Below are 15,745 nucleotides of genomic sequence, written 5' to 3' on the forward strand. Positions count from 1 at the left end.
GTTACCTCCCTCGTAATTTTCTGTCGATAGCGTCAAACTGATCAGCCAGGCTAAAGGTGACCAGGCGGATACTTTGGCGGGAAAGCTCCACTTCCACATGACCTCCGTCCCGCAGAAGCCGTTCCTCTTCCCCGTCCGTACTGATAAAAATCTCGTTTCGTCCCTTTGCATTCACTTCGATGCGGATGCAGCGGTCAGCCGCAAAAACCATGGACGGTTGATGCAGGCTGTGAGCGCAGATCATACTGACCACGATTCCTTCAATATGTGCGTCCAGAATCGGTCCCCCGGCGGAAAGTGAGTATGCAGTGGACCCTGTGGGGGTGGAGACGATCACACCGTCGCCGGAGCAGTGATTCACCAGGATCGCATCGCAGTAGATGTTGAAGTCGATGGTCTGGAGACGATGCCCCTTATAAATAACCACATCGTTTAAGGCAGTCTGCGCATGGGATACGTCGTCATCCACAATGGCGTTCAGAAGCATCCGCTTGTCGCACTGAAACTGGCCTTTGGCAAGCCGGGTAAGCTTGGCCTGCATTTCGTTTACCTCGCAGGTGGCCAAAAAGCCCATTCGCCCCAAATTGATGCCCAGAATCGGTTTGTCATATTCCAGGCAATCCTTGGCAGTGTGAAGAATGGTCCCGTCGCCGCCCACTGTGATCACCACATCACATTCAGTGAATGCCTGATCTTTTGGCAGATAGCGAACTCCGGGCAGAGTCTCCACATCAGATCCGATGGCCAGAATCACGTCTGCGCCGGCACTGTGCAGAATCCGCACAGCCTGCGCGGTCACGGTGCGCGCCCGCGGCTTTGTGGTGTTTGGAATAATAAAAACAGTCATGCGGATCGTTCCTTTCGCAGACTCGCTTGCAGATTACAGATCCAAAGCTCCGTGTGCGGCGCTGACTATCTGGTCAGCCAGTTCTTCCTGCAGAAGTACGGGCTGCTCCGTGGCCTTTTCCACGAACAACAGGAATTCAATGTTCCCTTCCGGCCCCTTGATGGGAGAATAGTCCAGCCCCAGTACGGAAAAACCGTTGGCGGCCGCATAGCCCGCAGCCTGAAGAATCACTTCGCGGTGAGTCTCGGGCTCACGTACGACACCCTTTTTGCCCACCTTCTCCCGGCCAGCCTCAAATTGAGGCTTAACCAGGCATACACCGGTGGCATGATCGGCGGTAACCGCCTGCGCCACCGGGAAAATGTGCTTCAAAGAAATAAACGAGACATCCACGCTGAAAAATTCAACAGGCTCTTCCAGCATGTCCAGGGTAACGTTGCGGATGTTGGTCCGCTCCATATTGACGACCCGCTCGTCGGTGCGCAGCTTCCAGGCCAACTGGCCATAGCCCACATCCACTGCATATACCTTGCGGGCACCGTTCTGCAGCATGCAGTCAGTAAAGCCGCCGGTGGACGCGCCGATGTCCATGCAGACCTTTCCGTTCGGCGTTAAGGGGAAAGCGCGCATGGCCTTTTCCAGCTTTAAGCCGCCGCGGCTCACATAGCCGATGTCATGGCCGCGCACCTCCACCTTCGCATCCGGGGAGATCATCTCGCCGGCCTTATCGGCCTTCTGCTCGTTTACAAATACGATGCCGGACATGATCAGAGCCTTTGCCCGCTCCCGGCTTTGCACCAGACCATTCTGGCACAGATATTGATCCAATCGAATTTTCAAATGCTCAGTCCCTTTCTATTGCATTTGCAAGGCTGGCAGCATCCAGCCCAAGAAACTCTCGGAGCTCTGCCACAGAGGCATGGGGAATCGCACGGCCGCTGCGAACGCCGCGCAGGGTCAAATGGCCCGGCCAACGGTATTCCGACAGTGCGGCTCCCAGGGAATCACCGATTCCGCCCTGCTCTACGCACTCCTCCGCGAACAGAATGTGGTCGTATCGGGTCAGTTCCTCACACAATCCCTTGGGAAGCGGATTGATCTGAACAAGCTTGTATACATCCACGGCTGTTCCCTGCTGCTCCAGCAGCTGTGCCGCCTTGAGTACCTCGGCGGTCAGGGTGCCGTAGGTGACCAGAGCGGTCTTGGAAGGAACCTTAGCCGCATATACATCATAAGGCTGTTTGCTGCAGCCCAGCGCAGAAAGCGCTTCCGGCTCGCCGCCGCGTGCATAACGAATGGCGCGGGGGCCCTTTCCCTGGTCCAGAAGATATTCCAGCCAGTAGGTCAACTCTGCATAGTTGCAGGGCGAGTAGACGGGAATACCGATCTGACGGAAGAACGCGGGGTCATAAATGCCCTGATGGGTTTCGCCGTCGCCGGGAACAAGACCTGCCCGGTCCACCGCGAACACCACATTCAGATCCATCAGACACACGTCGTGGATCATCTGGTCATAGGCTCGCTGCAGGAAGGTGGAGTAGATGGCCACCACCGGCAGCATTCCCTGGCTGGCAAGGCCTGCGGCAAAGGTTACCGCATGCTGTTCCGCCATACCCACATCAAAGAACCGATCCGGGAAATGCCGGTAGAAATACTGCAGCCCGGTGCCATACTTCATGGCTGCGGTAATCGCACACACGTTGGTGCGGCTTTCGGCCAGAGATTCCAGATGCTGGCCAAAACAGGTGGAGAAAGAAGCGGCAGGCGCCACATCCGGGTCCAGCGCATGGGAGGGATTAAAGGAGGAGACCCCATGGAACTCGCCGGGATTCTCCTCGGCAGGCTTAAAGCCTTTTCCCTTTACAGTGACCGCGTGCACAAAAACGGGTGCGGTTTGGTGGTGAAGGTTCTGAAACAGCTCGGTCAGCTTGATCACATCGTGGCCATCCACCGGACCGAGGTACTGGAAGCCCATCTCCTCGAACATGGTGGAGTGATACAAGCCGCGGCGGAGCAGCGCTTTTCCGCCCTGCAGCGCCCGAACCAGCGGCGCGCCCAGAAGCGGAATCGCCGACAAAATGGTTTCTGTGTTGGCTTTGGCCCGGTTATATTCCGGATTTGTGCGCAGCACGGTGAGATAGCGTGACAGTGAACCCACGTTTTTGGAAATCGACATCTTATTGTCGTTCAGAATCACGATCAGGTTATTGAGGGTATCAATGTTGTTCATGCCCTCGTATACCATGCCGCCGGTAAATGCGCCGTCGCCCACCAGGGCGATTACCTTTCCGGGTTCGTTTTTCAGTTTTTTAGCCCGTGCCATGCCAATGGCCACCGAAATGGCGGTGTTGCCGTGACCGGCGATGAACGCATCGTGAGCGCTCTCCCGAGGGCTGGGAAAGCCAGAAAGGCCGTTCAGCTTGCGCAGTACATCGAACTGCTGCCGGCGGCCGGTCAAAAGCTTGTGGGTATAGCACTGGTGCCCCACATCAAACACGATTTTATCCGTAGGTGTGGTGAATGCACGATGCATTGCAACCGTAAGCTCGATGGTTCCCAGATTGGAGGAAAGATGTCCTCCGGTTTTGGAAACACTTTCGATCAAAAACGCCCGGATCTCTTCACACAGGGGTGCCAGCTGCCCTGCAGGAAGCTGTTTCAGGTCCTGCGGGCTGTTGATTCGTTCCAACAGTGAATATGCCATGATACAATCCTTCTAAAAAGATAGTGGTTCAATCACATCATTGGGATCAGCAAACCGGTAGCGATGCCCACGGCAGCGCCGCCGAACACTTCAAAGGGGGTATGGCCGACCATTTCCTTCAGCTTTTTATCGCCAAGGATGGGGGTGCGCTTGGCTTCCTCATCCAGCCAAGCGGTCAGCAGCTGATTCAGAATCTTGGCCTGTTCACCAGTCTCCCGGCGCACACCCATGGCGTCGTACATAACAATTACAGCCATAATCGCCGCAAGGGCAAAGATCTCCGAATGCGTACCCTGAGAGCGGCCGGCGGAGATCACCAGCGCGCATACAGTGGCGGAGTGTGCGCTGGGCATTCCGCCGGAACCCCACATGCGCTCGACCCGGAATTTTCCCATTAAGATGAAATTGATGATCGTTTTCAGTACCTGAGCAATCAGCCAGGCTGTGAGCGAGACAGACAGCAGGTAGTTCCAACAATATATTTCTTTAATCCAGTTCATTGCATCCTCCCCGTTTTGCTTATTTGCGCCGGGTGACCAGCTGACAAGCCAGCCGAACCAGGAATTGAGCGCGGTCGCCATAGGTCTGATTCAGAACCTGACAGCTTTCGTCGTTGATCCGCTGTGCAAGCTCCAGTGCACCCTGCGGGCCATAAATCGTTGCAAAGGTTACTTTGCCGTTTTCCTGGTCGCTTCCAATGGGTTTGCCCAGTTCTTCCGGCGTGGAGATCACATCCAGCACATCATCCACAATCTGGAAGACAAGCCCCAGATCGAACGCATACCGCTCCAGACGAGCTGCGTCATCCGCAGTACCGCCAGCGGCACACACACCCATTTGCACAGCAGCGTTGATCAATGCGCCGGTTTTGTTCCTGTGGATCTTTCGCAGCAGTTCCTCATCCAGAGGCTTGCCCTCAAAGGTCACATCCAACTCCTGGCCCCAGATCATTCCCCGGCTGCCGCCGCCCACAGCCAGAAGGCGGGCGGCTTCCACACGGGCGTGTTCGGACAAGGGGGCATTGGCAATCACTTCAAATGCTTCCGTGAGCAAAGCATCGCCTGCGAGAAGGGCGGTCGCTTCGTCGAACGCCTTGTGGCAGGAGGGCTTGCCCCGGCGGAAATCGTCATCGTCCATACAGGGCAGGTCATCATGGATCAGCGAGAAGCAGTGCAGCATCTCCACCGCCGCGGCAAAATGCGCAGCGGCACGCCAATCTCCGCCCAGCATATCGCAGCAGGCCATGGTGAGAACCGCGCGAATTCGCTTGCCGCCGGCAAGCAGGCTGTAGCGCGCCGCCTGACACACCCGGGACTCCTCCGGCAGGTAAGTATCACAGGCTGCCTGAAGGGCTGCCTGGATCTCGTTCAGATACACGTCATACTGTTGCTCATAGGTCATCATGCAAGGATATCCTCCTCTCCGGCAGGTTCGGCATTGGATGAAAGCGGAAGAGACAGGTCGATCCGCTCCATTTCCAGTCTGGCATGCTCCAGAGTTTCATTGCAATATGCAATCAGGCTGGCGGCATCGCTGTAAAGCTTAATTGCTTTATCCAGAGGTGTGGCCGGATCGGAAAGCTGGTCCAGCACCTGCTGCAGGGCCGCGCTGCCCTCTTCAAAGCTTTTCGGTTTTTTCATTTTGCGGTACCTCAATCTCATGCACTTGTTCCACAAGGCAGTCAATGGACACTTTGCTGCCGGTCAGCAGGATTCGGTCTCCCGGAGCCACTTGTTCTAGTGTAATGGCCTTTCCCTTTGCAGTTTTAGGGATGGCATAACCACGCTCCAAAACCGTATAGGGGCTGAGTGAGTGGGCAAGCTGCATCGCGTGACGCATGGCCAGGAGTCGATCCTGGTAGATTCGCTTCATACCGGTCTGCAAAGACTGCGTCTGCTCGTTCAGTTTGTCCGCACGAGCCGCACAGAGCGAAGCAGGAGTCAAAGTCTCCCACTTTTCTGCCAGTGGATCAAGCCTATTATAACACATTTCGAGCTTTGACTGAATATTTTTGTGAATATTATCCGAAATATTCATGAGTTTCCCCATGACCTCTCTCCGGTCCGGAGTGGCGAGCTCTGCCGCCGCCGAAGGCGTAGGAGCTCGGAGGTCTGCCACAAAGTCCAGAATGGTGAAGTCGATCTCGTGGCCAACAGCAGAGATCAGCGGGGTTTGGCAGCTGTAGGCTGCGCGGGCAATGCCCTCGTCATTAAAGACCCACAGGTCTTCCCTGCTGCCGCCGCCCCGGGCCACAATGATCACATCGGCCTTTCCGGAGCGGTCTAGCGCCTGGATGCCGCAGGCAATCTGGGCTGCAGCCTGGTCTCCCTGCACATTGACTGGTGCAAGCAGCAGCTTTACCAGCGGCCAGCGCCGGCTGAGCACATTGCGGATATCCTGCAACGCCGCGCCGGTCTCACTGGTTACCACGCCGATGCAGTGCGGGCATGCGGGAATGGACTGCTTTGCTTCGGGACGGAACAGGCCCTCCTGTTCCAGGCGGGCCTTCAACTGCTCAAAGGCCATCTGAGCAGCGCCGATGCCGTCCGGGAACATATCCTGCACATAGATCTGAAAGGCGCCAGTGGTCTCGTAAAGGCTGACCCGGCAGCGCACGACCACCCGCATTCCCTCCTGGGGAGTGAATGCGAGCCGCCGGGCATCCTGCCGGAACATGACAGCCTTCACGCTGGCGGCATCATCCCGCAGTGAAAAATAAAAATGCCCGCTCTTATAGTGGTGAACAAAATTGGCGATCTCACCCTTAATGGCGATGCCAGACAAAAAACGGTCGCTGTCCAGCAGCGACCGAACATAACGGTTCAACCCGGAAACGGTGATCATCTCAGCCATGGTCTGCCTCCCGTGCAGCGATGCACGCCACACCAATAGCGTTGTCACTGGAAAATTTGCCGGGCACAAAATGCGCGCCGGGCAGCCGGCGGGTCACGTATTCCCGAATGATCTGGCTGCTCATCACACCGCCGGCAAAAACCACCGGCAGCCCCGGATGATCTTCCAGAGCAGCCTTCACCATGCGCAGTGCGGTTTCCGCCACGCAGTTCAGGCAATAGCGGCAGACATATTCGGGACTTTTCCCCTGCTCTAAAAGCCGGTTGCACTGGTTTTCCAGACCGGACAGGCTGCAGCTTGTCCCCTTTACGCTCACCTTGGGGCGGATCGTCTCAGTACAGCGTGCAGCAAGCTCACTGACCATAACACCGGCCGGGAAGTCAACCCCCAACTTTACCCCAACCCGGTCCACCGCCTGGCCTGCGTAAAGATCGCTGCTGGTGCCGATGCATTGAATCGAACCGTAGCCATTGCAGAGCAGAAGATCGGTGGTCCCGCCAGAGACATGAAACACCAGACTGGGACGGCCGAACAATTCCTCCTCACCGGTGGCAAACAGCGCCGCCGCGATGTGCCCCTGCTGATGGGTCGTTTCAATCAGCGGAATGCCGCGGGCGGCGGAAAAAGCTACTGCTGCGCTTTTCCCTGCAAGGAAGCAAGGCATGTAGGAACCGTCTACCGGCCGCGGGCGAGTGGAAACACCGACTGCCTGGATCTGACAAAGATCCACCTGCTGGCCAAGCTGGCTTAAAAGCTCCGGCAGAGCCGCTGTGTGGTGAAACAGCGCGTCGCTCTGACGCAGGCCCAGCTGTCCCTGCTTTACGGGCAAAAATTGCTTTTTATCGCAAACAACCTCTTTGGCACAGGAGTCATACACGGCCAAAGAGGTTGCATAGTTGCTGGTATCGATGCCCAGTGTGAGCATTATTCCGAAGCGGAGTCCTGATCCGCCAGACCCAGTTCGCGCACCACAGAGCCAAGCAGGCCATTCACAAACTGGTAGTCCTCGTTTCCGCCGAATTTTTTGGTCAGTTCCACTGCCTCATTGATGGTAACGCTGGGCAGCTTCTCTTCGCCGTACAGGATTTCGCTCAAAGCCAGACGCAGCACGGTGAGGCTTACCCGGGGAATGCGGTCAATGGTCCAGCCCTTCAGATGATCGCGGATCATATCGTTGATCTCGGCGCTGTGTTCGTAGTAATCGTCGATCAGCTTACGGCCGAACTCATCCACCCGGTTCTCGCCCAGTTCATTGTTCAGAGCGATCACGTCCTCCGGCATGGCGTTGTCGAAGGTGGATGCGAAGGCGGCCAGGAAGGCGTTCTCACGTGCGGTTCTGCGTGTCAGTTTTTCCATAAAATAAAGTATCCTCTCACAGCCAAAGCCCCCCTGCGAACCGCGGGAGGGCCGATTGGTTATTCTTCTTCAGCAGGCAGTTCCGGCTCCTGCAGGACGCCAACCACCACAATGTTTACCCGGGCGACCGTGATGCTGGTCATGTTCTGCACAGCAGACTTCACGTTCTCCTGCACTTTTTCGCAGACCGCCGGGATCTGACTGCCGTAGCGCACCGTCAGGCTGACAGTGATCTCGGCCACATTCTCCAGCAGCTCCACCGAAACAGGCTTTTGCAGGTTTACCTTGCCCAAAAAGCTGCGCATCCCAGCGGAACCGGCACAAACGTCCACCACGCCGTCGATTTCGGTGGCTGCAAGCTTTGCAATCTTACCAATCACATCGGTAGAGATCTGCAAGCTGCCGTTTACAACATTGGAATTTGAAACTTCCATACCCGGTCCTCCCAAAGGTAATTATTTTCATGGCATCTGAATTGAAGATATTATACCATCTTTTTGCATAATCTACAAGGTCATTTTATTTCTACCACGGTAATATTCTGTGCGCTCACCGAGCACTCACTCAGTACGATGTCCCGAATCTGCGCCACTTCGGTCTGGGTCAGGCCGTCGCTGGTGGTCATGACCGTGATGTTGACGTTATCTCCGTCAATGAAGGCCACACAGTCCACAAAGCCTTTGGCCTTGATCCGGCTTTCCAGATCGCTCTCTTTGGTGATGCTTTCGATGGTGGCGGTAAGCTGCTGTGTGAGTGCGTCCTTTTCCTCCTGGCTGAGCGCACTGTTTTTCAGGCTCTTCTGCAAAGTATCCAGGGCCTCGTCGCGGGTTTTGGTGCGGGAGAGGCGGGCCTGCTCAAAAAAGCCGCTTCCTGTGGGGTCACCCACGCTGACCAGCTGCGCTTCACCGTAGTTCTTGTCTGCGGTCTCCTGAGTGGAAGCGGCGGTCTCCACGGCAAGCTCATCGGTGATGATCTCCGTGCTGGCCGCTGCATTGGCCTGAATGGTATCGCCCATCACCAGGTCCGTGCTTTTGGCGTACTCCCAGTTTAGATACACAGCCACACCCAGTGCTACCACCAGGGTGAGAAGCGTCATTTTCTGGTTGATCTTTTTTACTTGCATTATGTTCCCTCCGATTCATTCATTTTTGCAATGCTGATCCGGTTGCTCGATACACCGGTAAGCACCGAAACCGCTTCGGTGATCTGTGCCTGCACCTGGACGTCCTCCGCGCCCTGACATACCACGGCGATTCCGCGAATCTCCGGTTCCCAGACCATTTCCACCAGAGCGTTCTGCCCGGAGGAATTCTCCAGCAGAATGTGCTGGGTCTCGCTCCCGTTTTCTCCCCGATCTGTTTCGTCCAGTGCATAGACCGTTTGCGGGCCGGCTTCCAGCGTTACGGCCACCTTTACCTGCCCTGCGCCCTGAATGCTCTCAATGACCCTGGTAAGCGTTTGCTCCAGGCTTGCGGCGTATTCCTGCGCATATACGGTATCGCTCGCCGTGCTCTGCGCTGCATCTGCCTCGTGGTTTCTGTTTCCGGGTGAAAATGCGTTCCCGGCCAGAAGAAAAAACAAACCCAGAGCACCGGCAAAAACAAGAAGGCTGCTTCGATTCCAGTTCTTCGCCTTGAAAAGCTCCTTGAAAAAATCACGTCCCATCGTTCGGTTCCTCCGCCCTGATCTCAATCTCCTCTCCCTCGCCCAGCACCTGCCGCAGCGCCGTTTTCACGCGCTCCGGTTCGGTGCAATTGATCGCTGTTACGGTCAGCGGCGGACCGGTTTCCACCTGGATCTGACCGCTGATCCCCTGGGCGGCAAGTGTTTGTTCCAGCTGCTCTTCCAAAGCCTGCTGCTCCAGCTGGTCACGATAGCCGGAAAAATCCACGGCATCTGCCTGCTGTGTGGGCCACAGCTCTTTCCAGCCGGAAAACGCTTCCTGCACGGGCTGCAGGACCGTTACTAAAATATACAGCGCCACAACCACTTTTATGCTCTTTTCGTATTCTTTGCGGGGCATCAGAAGCTCCAACCCGCCCGCCAGAACGCATGCCATGCAAAGGGTGAACGCCCATTCATTCACTTTAGCCGCCTCCTCCCAGCAGGATCATCAGTGCTGTGGAAAGAACCGTAAGCATAAAAAAGAACACCAGAAATGAGATGCATAAGCCGGTCGCCTGACCCATTCCTTCCAGCACACGGCCTGCACGGCTGAGCCCGAAGGCCTTTGCCAGCGCAGCGCTTAAAAGATACGCCAGATAAAAACAAAAGCAGCGGATCAGCAGCGGTAAAAAGGTGACAGTCAAAACCGCAATGGCGGCAAATCCCAGCGATCCTTTCAACACGCGAAGTCCACTGAGGACACTGCCCATCGCATCGGAAGCAAGGCTGCCGATCACAGGAACGCCGCTGCTGAGCAAAAACTGGCCGGTCTTCATGGCAAGGGTATCTGTGTTTTGAGCCAGCACGCTCTGTAGTCCCAGAACACCGCCAAACAGAATGGACAAAAAGCCAAGAATCCATTTAACGAGCCTGTGAAGCACGGCACAGCCGTCGGAAAGGCCGCCCAAACCACACAACCCGCCTGCGATGTTCAGCGCCAGAAAAGCACGTACCAGCGGGAGTGCAATCACACTGATCATCTGAGCGCAAAAGGCGGCCATGGTCAAAAACATCCCGCTGTAAACAGCCGCTTGCGTAGCCTGACCGCAACTGATCATAACGCCTGAAAAAACAGGGACAAAGCTGATCAGATAGGTCTGGCATTCCTGTATCCGTCCAGTCAGCTGCTCCAGCAGCGGCAGCATTGGCTGCAGCGCCGCTGTGCTGATGCCCAGAAGACAGACGGTTTCCAGCGGCGCCCGCCAGTCGCTGCCGGGCAGAAGGCTGAGCGCAGCGGCAGCGATCAGAACAGTGGCGGACACAGAGGCCAAAAGCCGAAAGGGCTGTTCAAACTGGTCTTTTGCGGTATCCAATAGCTTTTCCAAAAGCTGCGGTGCGGAAGTGTTCTGAAACTCCTCGGCAGTAACCGGCGGAGAGTCCAGAATTTCCTGTGCGGACTCCGGCAATTCCTGGGCCGATACTGCGCCGGGCAAGACTGTCAGCAAAAGGAAAACGGCCAGCAGCCATTTTATTGCAGAAAGGCGGCGAGCGACTCGGCCGCGGTTTGAAACAGAGGCAGCGCGCACATCAGGATCAGGCAGCGGCCCGCAAACTCCACCTTGCCCGCAAGGCTGCTGAGTCCGGCATCCCGGCACAGATCCTGTGTTGTCTGGGAGGCCAGCGCGATTCCGGCGGCTTTGATGACCGTGGAAAAACCGGTTTGCTCCCAATAGGCGGCATAGGCGCTCAGCTGTTCGATCAACGGAGCAGCCAGCCGCAGCAGATAGAGCAGCAGCACCACGGAGCATCCCAAAAGGCACAGAATCCCATAGGAGGGCAGGTGCTCGCGCACAAGCCCGATCAGTACGGCGGATACCAGCACAAAGGCGGCGATCTGAAAAATTTCCATATTCCATCATCATAGATTGAACAGCGATTTTATGTTCACGAACAGATCGCTGATCTGCTGCACGAGCATGGACAGCACAACGATCAGCCCCGCCAGCGTGGTCATCATAGCTTGGTCCTCCCGACCTGAGCGGATCAGCAGCTGATTCAGAACGGCAACGATAATACCGATGGCGGCGATTTTGAATACCAGGTCAATATCCATCATTTCTAACCTTTCCTTATAAGAGCAGCAGCGCAGCCATCAGTCCGGCGCAGACACCAGCCTGCGGATAAAGCCGCACTGCCGCCCGATAGTCCTTTTCCTGACGGGCGCCGTTTTGCCGGGCAAGCTCGATGTAATAGGGCATCTGGCCGCACAGCTCCTGAGCACTCACCTGCCCGATCTGCTCAAAAAGCGGATGAAATGGCGCGGAATCTCCCGGAGGAATATATGCGGGAAACCGGTATGACTCCAACGCGAGACATTCTCCCAACATCAGATGGGGATAGTTCCCTGTTCGCAGTTCTTCCAGCAGGCAGGGCGTTGCCAGTGCCCGATAGTATACAGCGTCCTGAATCTGCGCCAGCATATTGGCAAGCTCCGCCCAAAAGGCGGCTCGCCTTTGCAGTACAGCAGCCTGTTCTGCACCAAACAGAAAGCCTGCGGCTCCCACCAGTACAGCTCCGCTGAGTTTGATGAGCCAGATCATAGCGCCACCACTTCGCGAATGCAGCCCGGCTTTTGCGGGCCTTCCAGAAAGGTGCAGAGGGAAAAGACGGCGCGCAGCCGGGCACGGCTTTGTTCCAGGCGGGCTCCCAGCTCGTCCATGCTGGCGGCGTGGACCGAACAGATAAATCCGACCCCCGACTGTATCCCCCGCTCCACCTGACGGAATTCTTCGCTCGAGCCCAGCTCATCACAAACAAGGATCTGCGGGCCCAGGCACCGGACTGCCATTTCGATTCCGCTTGTCTTTGGGCAGTTGGACAAAACATCGCAATTCAGGGGAATCCGGGGAGAATTTCCCCAGGGATCACAGGGCCAGAGTTCCTGACGCTCGTCCACAACGGCAACCTTTTTGCCCTGCTCACTGGCTGCTTTGATGATGCTGCGCAACAGTGTGGTCTTACCGCTGCCGGGAGAGCCTGCCAGAATCATCCCGTGGAAGGAATCCGCAAGACTGCCCTGCAAAAGCGGCGGCAGCGGAACGAACAGCATACGCGCCACACGCAGATTCAGCGAGGTGATGGTCTGAAAACTGTTCCGGCCGTTTTCTGCTGTGCGGCAGATTCCGGCCACGCCTACCCGGTGTCCGCCGGGAATGGTAAAGAAGCCCTGAGAAAGCTGGTTTTCATAGCTGTGGACCGATTTCTCGCACAGAGAATAAAAGCATTCCTGAAGTTCGCGGGCGCTCAGCTGCAGGGCGCTGGCACATTTGGGCAAAAGGTTGGGCGCCAGCACCGGCCCGTTCGGAGTAGAGAAAACGACGGGGCGCTCACTGCGCAGCCGTATTTCGTGTACCTGAACCGCAAATGCCGGCGGCAATTGCGCAAGAGCATCCCGTACCGGGGCGGGCAGACGCTGAATCGCATTGTAATACTCGTCCATTTTTGTTTCACGCTCCTTTGTGCTACAAGCATATGAGCCTGATGGATGTGTTAGAACAAAAAATCCCCCTTGGCAAAATGCCAAGGGGGATAAAAGATTATTGAATCATCTGCAGGAACGTCTCTTCGTCAATCACAGGTACGCCCAGTTGCTGAGCTTTGGTGAGTTTGGAGCCGGCTGCTTCGCCTGCCAGCACGTAGGCGGTCTTTTTCGAAACCGAGCCACTGGCCTTGCCGCCATTCTTAGTGATCAAGGCTTCCGCCTCTGCTCGGGAAAGGGTGGGCAGCGTGCCGGTGACCACGATCGTTTTTCCGGCAAGTTTATCGGTCTTTTCCTCGCCGTGCCACTCCATATTCACGCCGGCATGGGCCAGGCGGCCGATCAGGTCTTCAGTGCCTTCCTTGGCGAAGAAAGCAACAACGCTCTGCGCCATGACTGCCCCGAAGCCGTCGATCTCGCTGAGCTGCTCTTCCCCTGCCTCCCGCACAGCCTGCATGGAGTGGAAATGCTCCGCAATCAAAGCCGCGGCTTTTTCGCCGATGTTCCGGATGCCCAGACCAAACAGCAGCTTGTCCAGGTTGTTGCCCTTGGATGCTTCAATGGCGTTCAGCAGGTTGCGGGCACTCTTCTCCTTGAATTTCTCCAGCGTCATCAGCTGCTCTTCGGTCAGATCATAAAGGTCCGCCGCCGAGCGCACATAGCCCTTGCTGACCAGCTGGGCGGCCACTGCTTTGCCCAGACCGTCAATGTCCATGGCGTTCCGGCTGGCAAAGTGAATGATGTTGCGCAGCGCCTGGGCAGGGCATTCCGGGTTCACGCAGCGCAGAGCCGCCTCCCCTTCCAGGTGTACGGCAGGAGCTCCGCAGGAGGGACATACCTGAGGCATCTGGTAGGGTTCGGAACCTTCCTTGTGCTGGGTCACCGCCACCACTTCGGGAATAATGTCTCCCGCCTTGCGCACCAGAATGCGGTCGCCGATGCGCACATCAAGCTGTCGAATGAAATCCTCGTTGTGAAGAATCGCCCGGGAAACCGTGGTACCGGCCAGCTGTACCGGTGCAAACACCGCGGTGGGCGTGAGCACGCCTGTGCGGCCTACGGTAATGTCGATCTGCTGCAGCTCGGTCTCTTTCTCTTCCGGAGGATACTTGAACGCAACGGCCCAGCGGGGAAATTTATTGGTGCTGCCCAGCATTTCGCGCTGTGCGAAGTCATCCACCTTGATCACCGCACCGTCGATATCAAAGGGTAGTGTGCCGCGCATCTGGCCGATGGCTTCGATCTCAGCGATCGCGTCTTCGATGTTGTCGAAGCTGCGGTACCGGGGAGAAACCACGAAACCCAACTGCTTTACATAATCCAGGCTTTCCTGATGGCTGTGCAGCTCCTTGCCGCGAATCTGCTGGATGTTAAACACAAAGATGGAAAGCCCGCGGCTCGCAGTGATCTTGCTGTCTTTCTGGCGCAGGGAACCAGCCGCCGCGTTACGGGGATTTTTGAAGGGCTGTTTATCATTCAGCTCCTGCTCCTCCACCAGCTGTTCAAAAGCAGCGTGAGGCATATAGACCTCGCCGCGCACCTCCAGGAATTCCGGCGCATTCAGCAGCTTTTTGGGGATATCCTTGATGGTGGCCAGATTTTTGGTCACGTCCTCGCCGACCACACCGTCACCACGGGTCGACCCCCGCACAAACGCGCCGTTTTCGTACTCCAGACTTACCGAAAGTCCGTCGATCTTTACCTCAACCACATAGCGGGGTTCTACGCCCTCGCCACGGACCCGCCGGTCAAAATCCCGGAGTTCCTCATAGGAGAAGGCATCCTGCAAACTCTCCATTTTCACTGCATGGGTCACCTTGGCGAATTTCCCCGAGGGGGTGCCGCCCACATGCTGGGTGGGAGAATCGGGCGTAATCAGCTGAGGAAACTGCGCTTCCAGTTCTTTCAGCTCCCGGGTCAGGGCATCATACTCAAAATCCTCCAGTTCGGGGGCATCCTGGTCGTAATAAAGGCGGTTGTTATATTCGATCACCCGGCGCAGCTCAAGAACGCGCTGCTGGGCCTGTTCCAATGTCAAAATGATCACCTCTTGAAAGTCCAACTGTGAAGCCGGGAAGGCTTCGCCTGTTCTGATTTTTAATTATAGCACATTGGCCCATCCGGCGGCTAGGCTTTTTCTCCGTCTGCGGCATTTTGCGCGTAAAGCTGGGGAACCTCGCCAACGATCAGAATCTGCGCGGCAAGAACCTCTGCCTGAGCGTCTACCGGGATCACCTCACCTGCCAGAAGCGCGCCGACCTGCACCGAAAAACAAACCGTTACTTCCAGTCTGGTCTGATTGACGCCTGCCTGGGAAAAGTCGCTTTGCACCTGACTGGTAACCAGCGAAAGCGGCTGCACCTGTATGGCGATTTCCGGCCCTCGATCATTGAGCAGCTGAATGCCGGTCAACGTGCCCAAGGGAATGCGCAGCGGTACCTGCTGCAGCTGACACAGTGATTGATTGACCTGGTCCACCAGAGCATCCTCCAGAGCGTTGATGCGGGCGGAATCTATGGCTATGCTTTGTATCCGGCCTGCTTCATCCTGCTGGACCACATAAAGGTCGTCGTAAAGACCGCTGTTTTCTTCCAAAATAGAGTTACAGGCGGTTTGGATGGTGCGCACGGCCAGCGCACGGCACTGATATTGCACCACCTGAGCAGTGAGCGGCCGGATAGCCTGATCGATCTGCTGCAGAGCAAACAAAACCAGCGCAAGACCAATGGCCAGCCAAAGCCCTTGTTTTCTTCGTTTGGCAGTACGCTGCGAAATACGGCGCATCGCTTCTTCCCCCATTGTTGGCGTTCTTTTTCCCAATATATTCGCGAAAGGAAGAAAT

General features: G+C 56.4%; 20 protein-coding genes. All 20 read right to left on the reverse strand.

Annotated elements, in window-relative coordinates; translation table 11 throughout:
* Position 1 precedes the first annotated feature (1 nt).
* The 20 genes from B5G03_RS09595 to yunB all read right to left on the reverse strand — a co-directional run bounded on the left by B5G03_RS09595 (position 2) and on the right by yunB (position 15,687).
* Complete coding sequence (locus B5G03_RS09595) at positions 2 to 847, reverse strand: NAD(+)/NADH kinase (protein ID WP_087181485.1); 846 nt, start codon at positions 845 to 847, stop codon at positions 2 to 4.
* A gap of 33 nt (positions 848 to 880) precedes the next feature.
* A complete protein-coding gene (locus B5G03_RS09600; protein ID WP_087181486.1) occupies positions 881 to 1,687 on the reverse strand; it encodes a TlyA family RNA methyltransferase in 807 nt (268 codons plus the stop codon).
* Between the two features lie 4 nt (positions 1,688 to 1,691).
* Positions 1,692 to 3,551: a 1-deoxy-D-xylulose-5-phosphate synthase gene (gene dxs / locus B5G03_RS09605; protein ID WP_087181487.1), complete on the reverse strand. Its 1,860-nt coding sequence runs from the start codon at positions 3,549 to 3,551 to the stop codon at positions 1,692 to 1,694.
* Between the two features lie 32 nt (positions 3,552 to 3,583).
* Positions 3,584 to 4,051, reverse strand: coding sequence for a divergent PAP2 family protein (locus B5G03_RS09610; protein WP_087181488.1), 468 nt, complete (start codon positions 4,049 to 4,051; stop codon positions 3,584 to 3,586).
* A gap of 19 nt (positions 4,052 to 4,070) precedes the next feature.
* A complete protein-coding gene (locus B5G03_RS09615; RefSeq protein ID WP_242962393.1) occupies positions 4,071 to 4,955 on the reverse strand; it encodes a polyprenyl synthetase family protein in 885 nt (294 codons plus the stop codon).
* Entirely contained in the window at positions 4,952 to 5,191 is a 240-nt protein-coding gene (gene xseB / locus B5G03_RS09620; protein WP_087181489.1) for an exodeoxyribonuclease VII small subunit, read from the reverse strand. Before xseB ends, B5G03_RS09615 begins: the two co-directional genes overlap by 4 nt.
* Positions 5,169 to 6,404 carry an exodeoxyribonuclease VII large subunit gene (xseA, locus tag B5G03_RS09625; RefSeq protein WP_087181490.1) on the reverse strand — a complete coding sequence of 412 codons (1,236 nt, stop codon included), beginning with the start codon at positions 6,402 to 6,404 and terminating at the stop codon, positions 5,169 to 5,171. The genes xseB and xseA overlap by 23 nt, the downstream gene beginning before the upstream one ends.
* Positions 6,397 to 7,329 (reverse strand): tRNA (adenosine(37)-N6)-threonylcarbamoyltransferase complex transferase subunit TsaD, encoded by a 933-nt coding sequence (locus tag B5G03_RS09630; RefSeq protein WP_087181491.1) that lies wholly within the window; start codon positions 7,327 to 7,329, stop codon positions 6,397 to 6,399. The genes xseA and B5G03_RS09630 overlap by 8 nt, the downstream gene beginning before the upstream one ends.
* On the reverse strand, positions 7,329 to 7,760 hold the full coding sequence (gene nusB / locus B5G03_RS09635) for a transcription antitermination factor NusB (protein ID WP_087181492.1): 432 nt from the start codon (positions 7,758 to 7,760) through the stop codon (positions 7,329 to 7,331). Before nusB ends, B5G03_RS09630 begins: the two co-directional genes overlap by 1 nt.
* Before the next feature lie 59 nt (positions 7,761 to 7,819).
* Positions 7,820 to 8,194 (reverse strand): Asp23/Gls24 family envelope stress response protein, encoded by a 375-nt coding sequence (locus B5G03_RS09640; protein ID WP_058962989.1) that lies wholly within the window; start codon positions 8,192 to 8,194, stop codon positions 7,820 to 7,822.
* Between the two features lie 80 nt (positions 8,195 to 8,274).
* The gene (locus B5G03_RS09645) at positions 8,275 to 8,883 is read right to left on the reverse strand and encodes a SpoIIIAH-like family protein (protein ID WP_087181493.1); all 609 of its coding nucleotides are present in this window, start codon (positions 8,881 to 8,883) and stop codon (positions 8,275 to 8,277) included.
* Entirely contained in the window at positions 8,883 to 9,425 is a 543-nt protein-coding gene (locus tag B5G03_RS09650; protein WP_087181494.1) for a hypothetical protein, read from the reverse strand. Before B5G03_RS09650 ends, B5G03_RS09645 begins: the two co-directional genes overlap by 1 nt.
* The gene (locus B5G03_RS09655) at positions 9,415 to 9,846 is read right to left on the reverse strand and encodes a stage III sporulation protein AF (RefSeq protein ID WP_087181495.1); all 432 of its coding nucleotides are present in this window, start codon (positions 9,844 to 9,846) and stop codon (positions 9,415 to 9,417) included. The genes B5G03_RS09650 and B5G03_RS09655 overlap by 11 nt, the downstream gene beginning before the upstream one ends.
* 1 nt (position 9,847) lies before the next feature.
* Positions 9,848 to 10,951: a stage III sporulation protein AE gene (locus B5G03_RS09660; protein ID WP_242962395.1), complete on the reverse strand. Its 1,104-nt coding sequence runs from the start codon at positions 10,949 to 10,951 to the stop codon at positions 9,848 to 9,850.
* Positions 10,894 to 11,274, reverse strand: a complete 381-nt coding sequence (locus B5G03_RS09665) for a SpoIIIAC/SpoIIIAD family protein (RefSeq protein ID WP_087181497.1) — start codon at positions 11,272 to 11,274, stop codon at positions 10,894 to 10,896. The genes B5G03_RS09660 and B5G03_RS09665 overlap by 58 nt, the downstream gene beginning before the upstream one ends.
* A 9-nt stretch (positions 11,275 to 11,283) precedes the next feature.
* Entirely contained in the window at positions 11,284 to 11,478 is a 195-nt protein-coding gene (gene spoIIIAC / locus B5G03_RS09670) for a stage III sporulation protein AC (protein WP_058962995.1), read from the reverse strand.
* A 16-nt stretch (positions 11,479 to 11,494) separates the two neighbouring features.
* Positions 11,495 to 11,965 carry a hypothetical protein gene (locus tag B5G03_RS09675; RefSeq protein WP_087181498.1) on the reverse strand — a complete coding sequence of 157 codons (471 nt, stop codon included), beginning with the start codon at positions 11,963 to 11,965 and terminating at the stop codon, positions 11,495 to 11,497.
* Positions 11,962 to 12,864 (reverse strand): GTP-binding protein, encoded by a 903-nt coding sequence (locus B5G03_RS09680; protein WP_087181499.1) that lies wholly within the window; start codon positions 12,862 to 12,864, stop codon positions 11,962 to 11,964. Before B5G03_RS09680 ends, B5G03_RS09675 begins: the two co-directional genes overlap by 4 nt.
* Before the next feature lie 97 nt (positions 12,865 to 12,961).
* A complete protein-coding gene (gene ligA, locus B5G03_RS09685; RefSeq protein WP_164496673.1) occupies positions 12,962 to 14,941 on the reverse strand; it encodes an NAD-dependent DNA ligase LigA in 1,980 nt (659 codons plus the stop codon).
* 89 nt (positions 14,942 to 15,030) lie between these two features.
* Positions 15,031 to 15,687 carry a sporulation protein YunB gene (gene yunB, locus B5G03_RS09690; RefSeq protein ID WP_162613378.1) on the reverse strand — a complete coding sequence of 219 codons (657 nt, stop codon included), beginning with the start codon at positions 15,685 to 15,687 and terminating at the stop codon, positions 15,031 to 15,033.
* Between the last annotated feature and the right edge of the window lie 58 nt (positions 15,688 to 15,745).

Origin of the sequence: Gemmiger sp. An50 (genome assembly GCF_002161595.1) — a bacterium.
Lineage (GTDB): Bacteria > Bacillota > Clostridia > Oscillospirales > Ruminococcaceae > Allofournierella.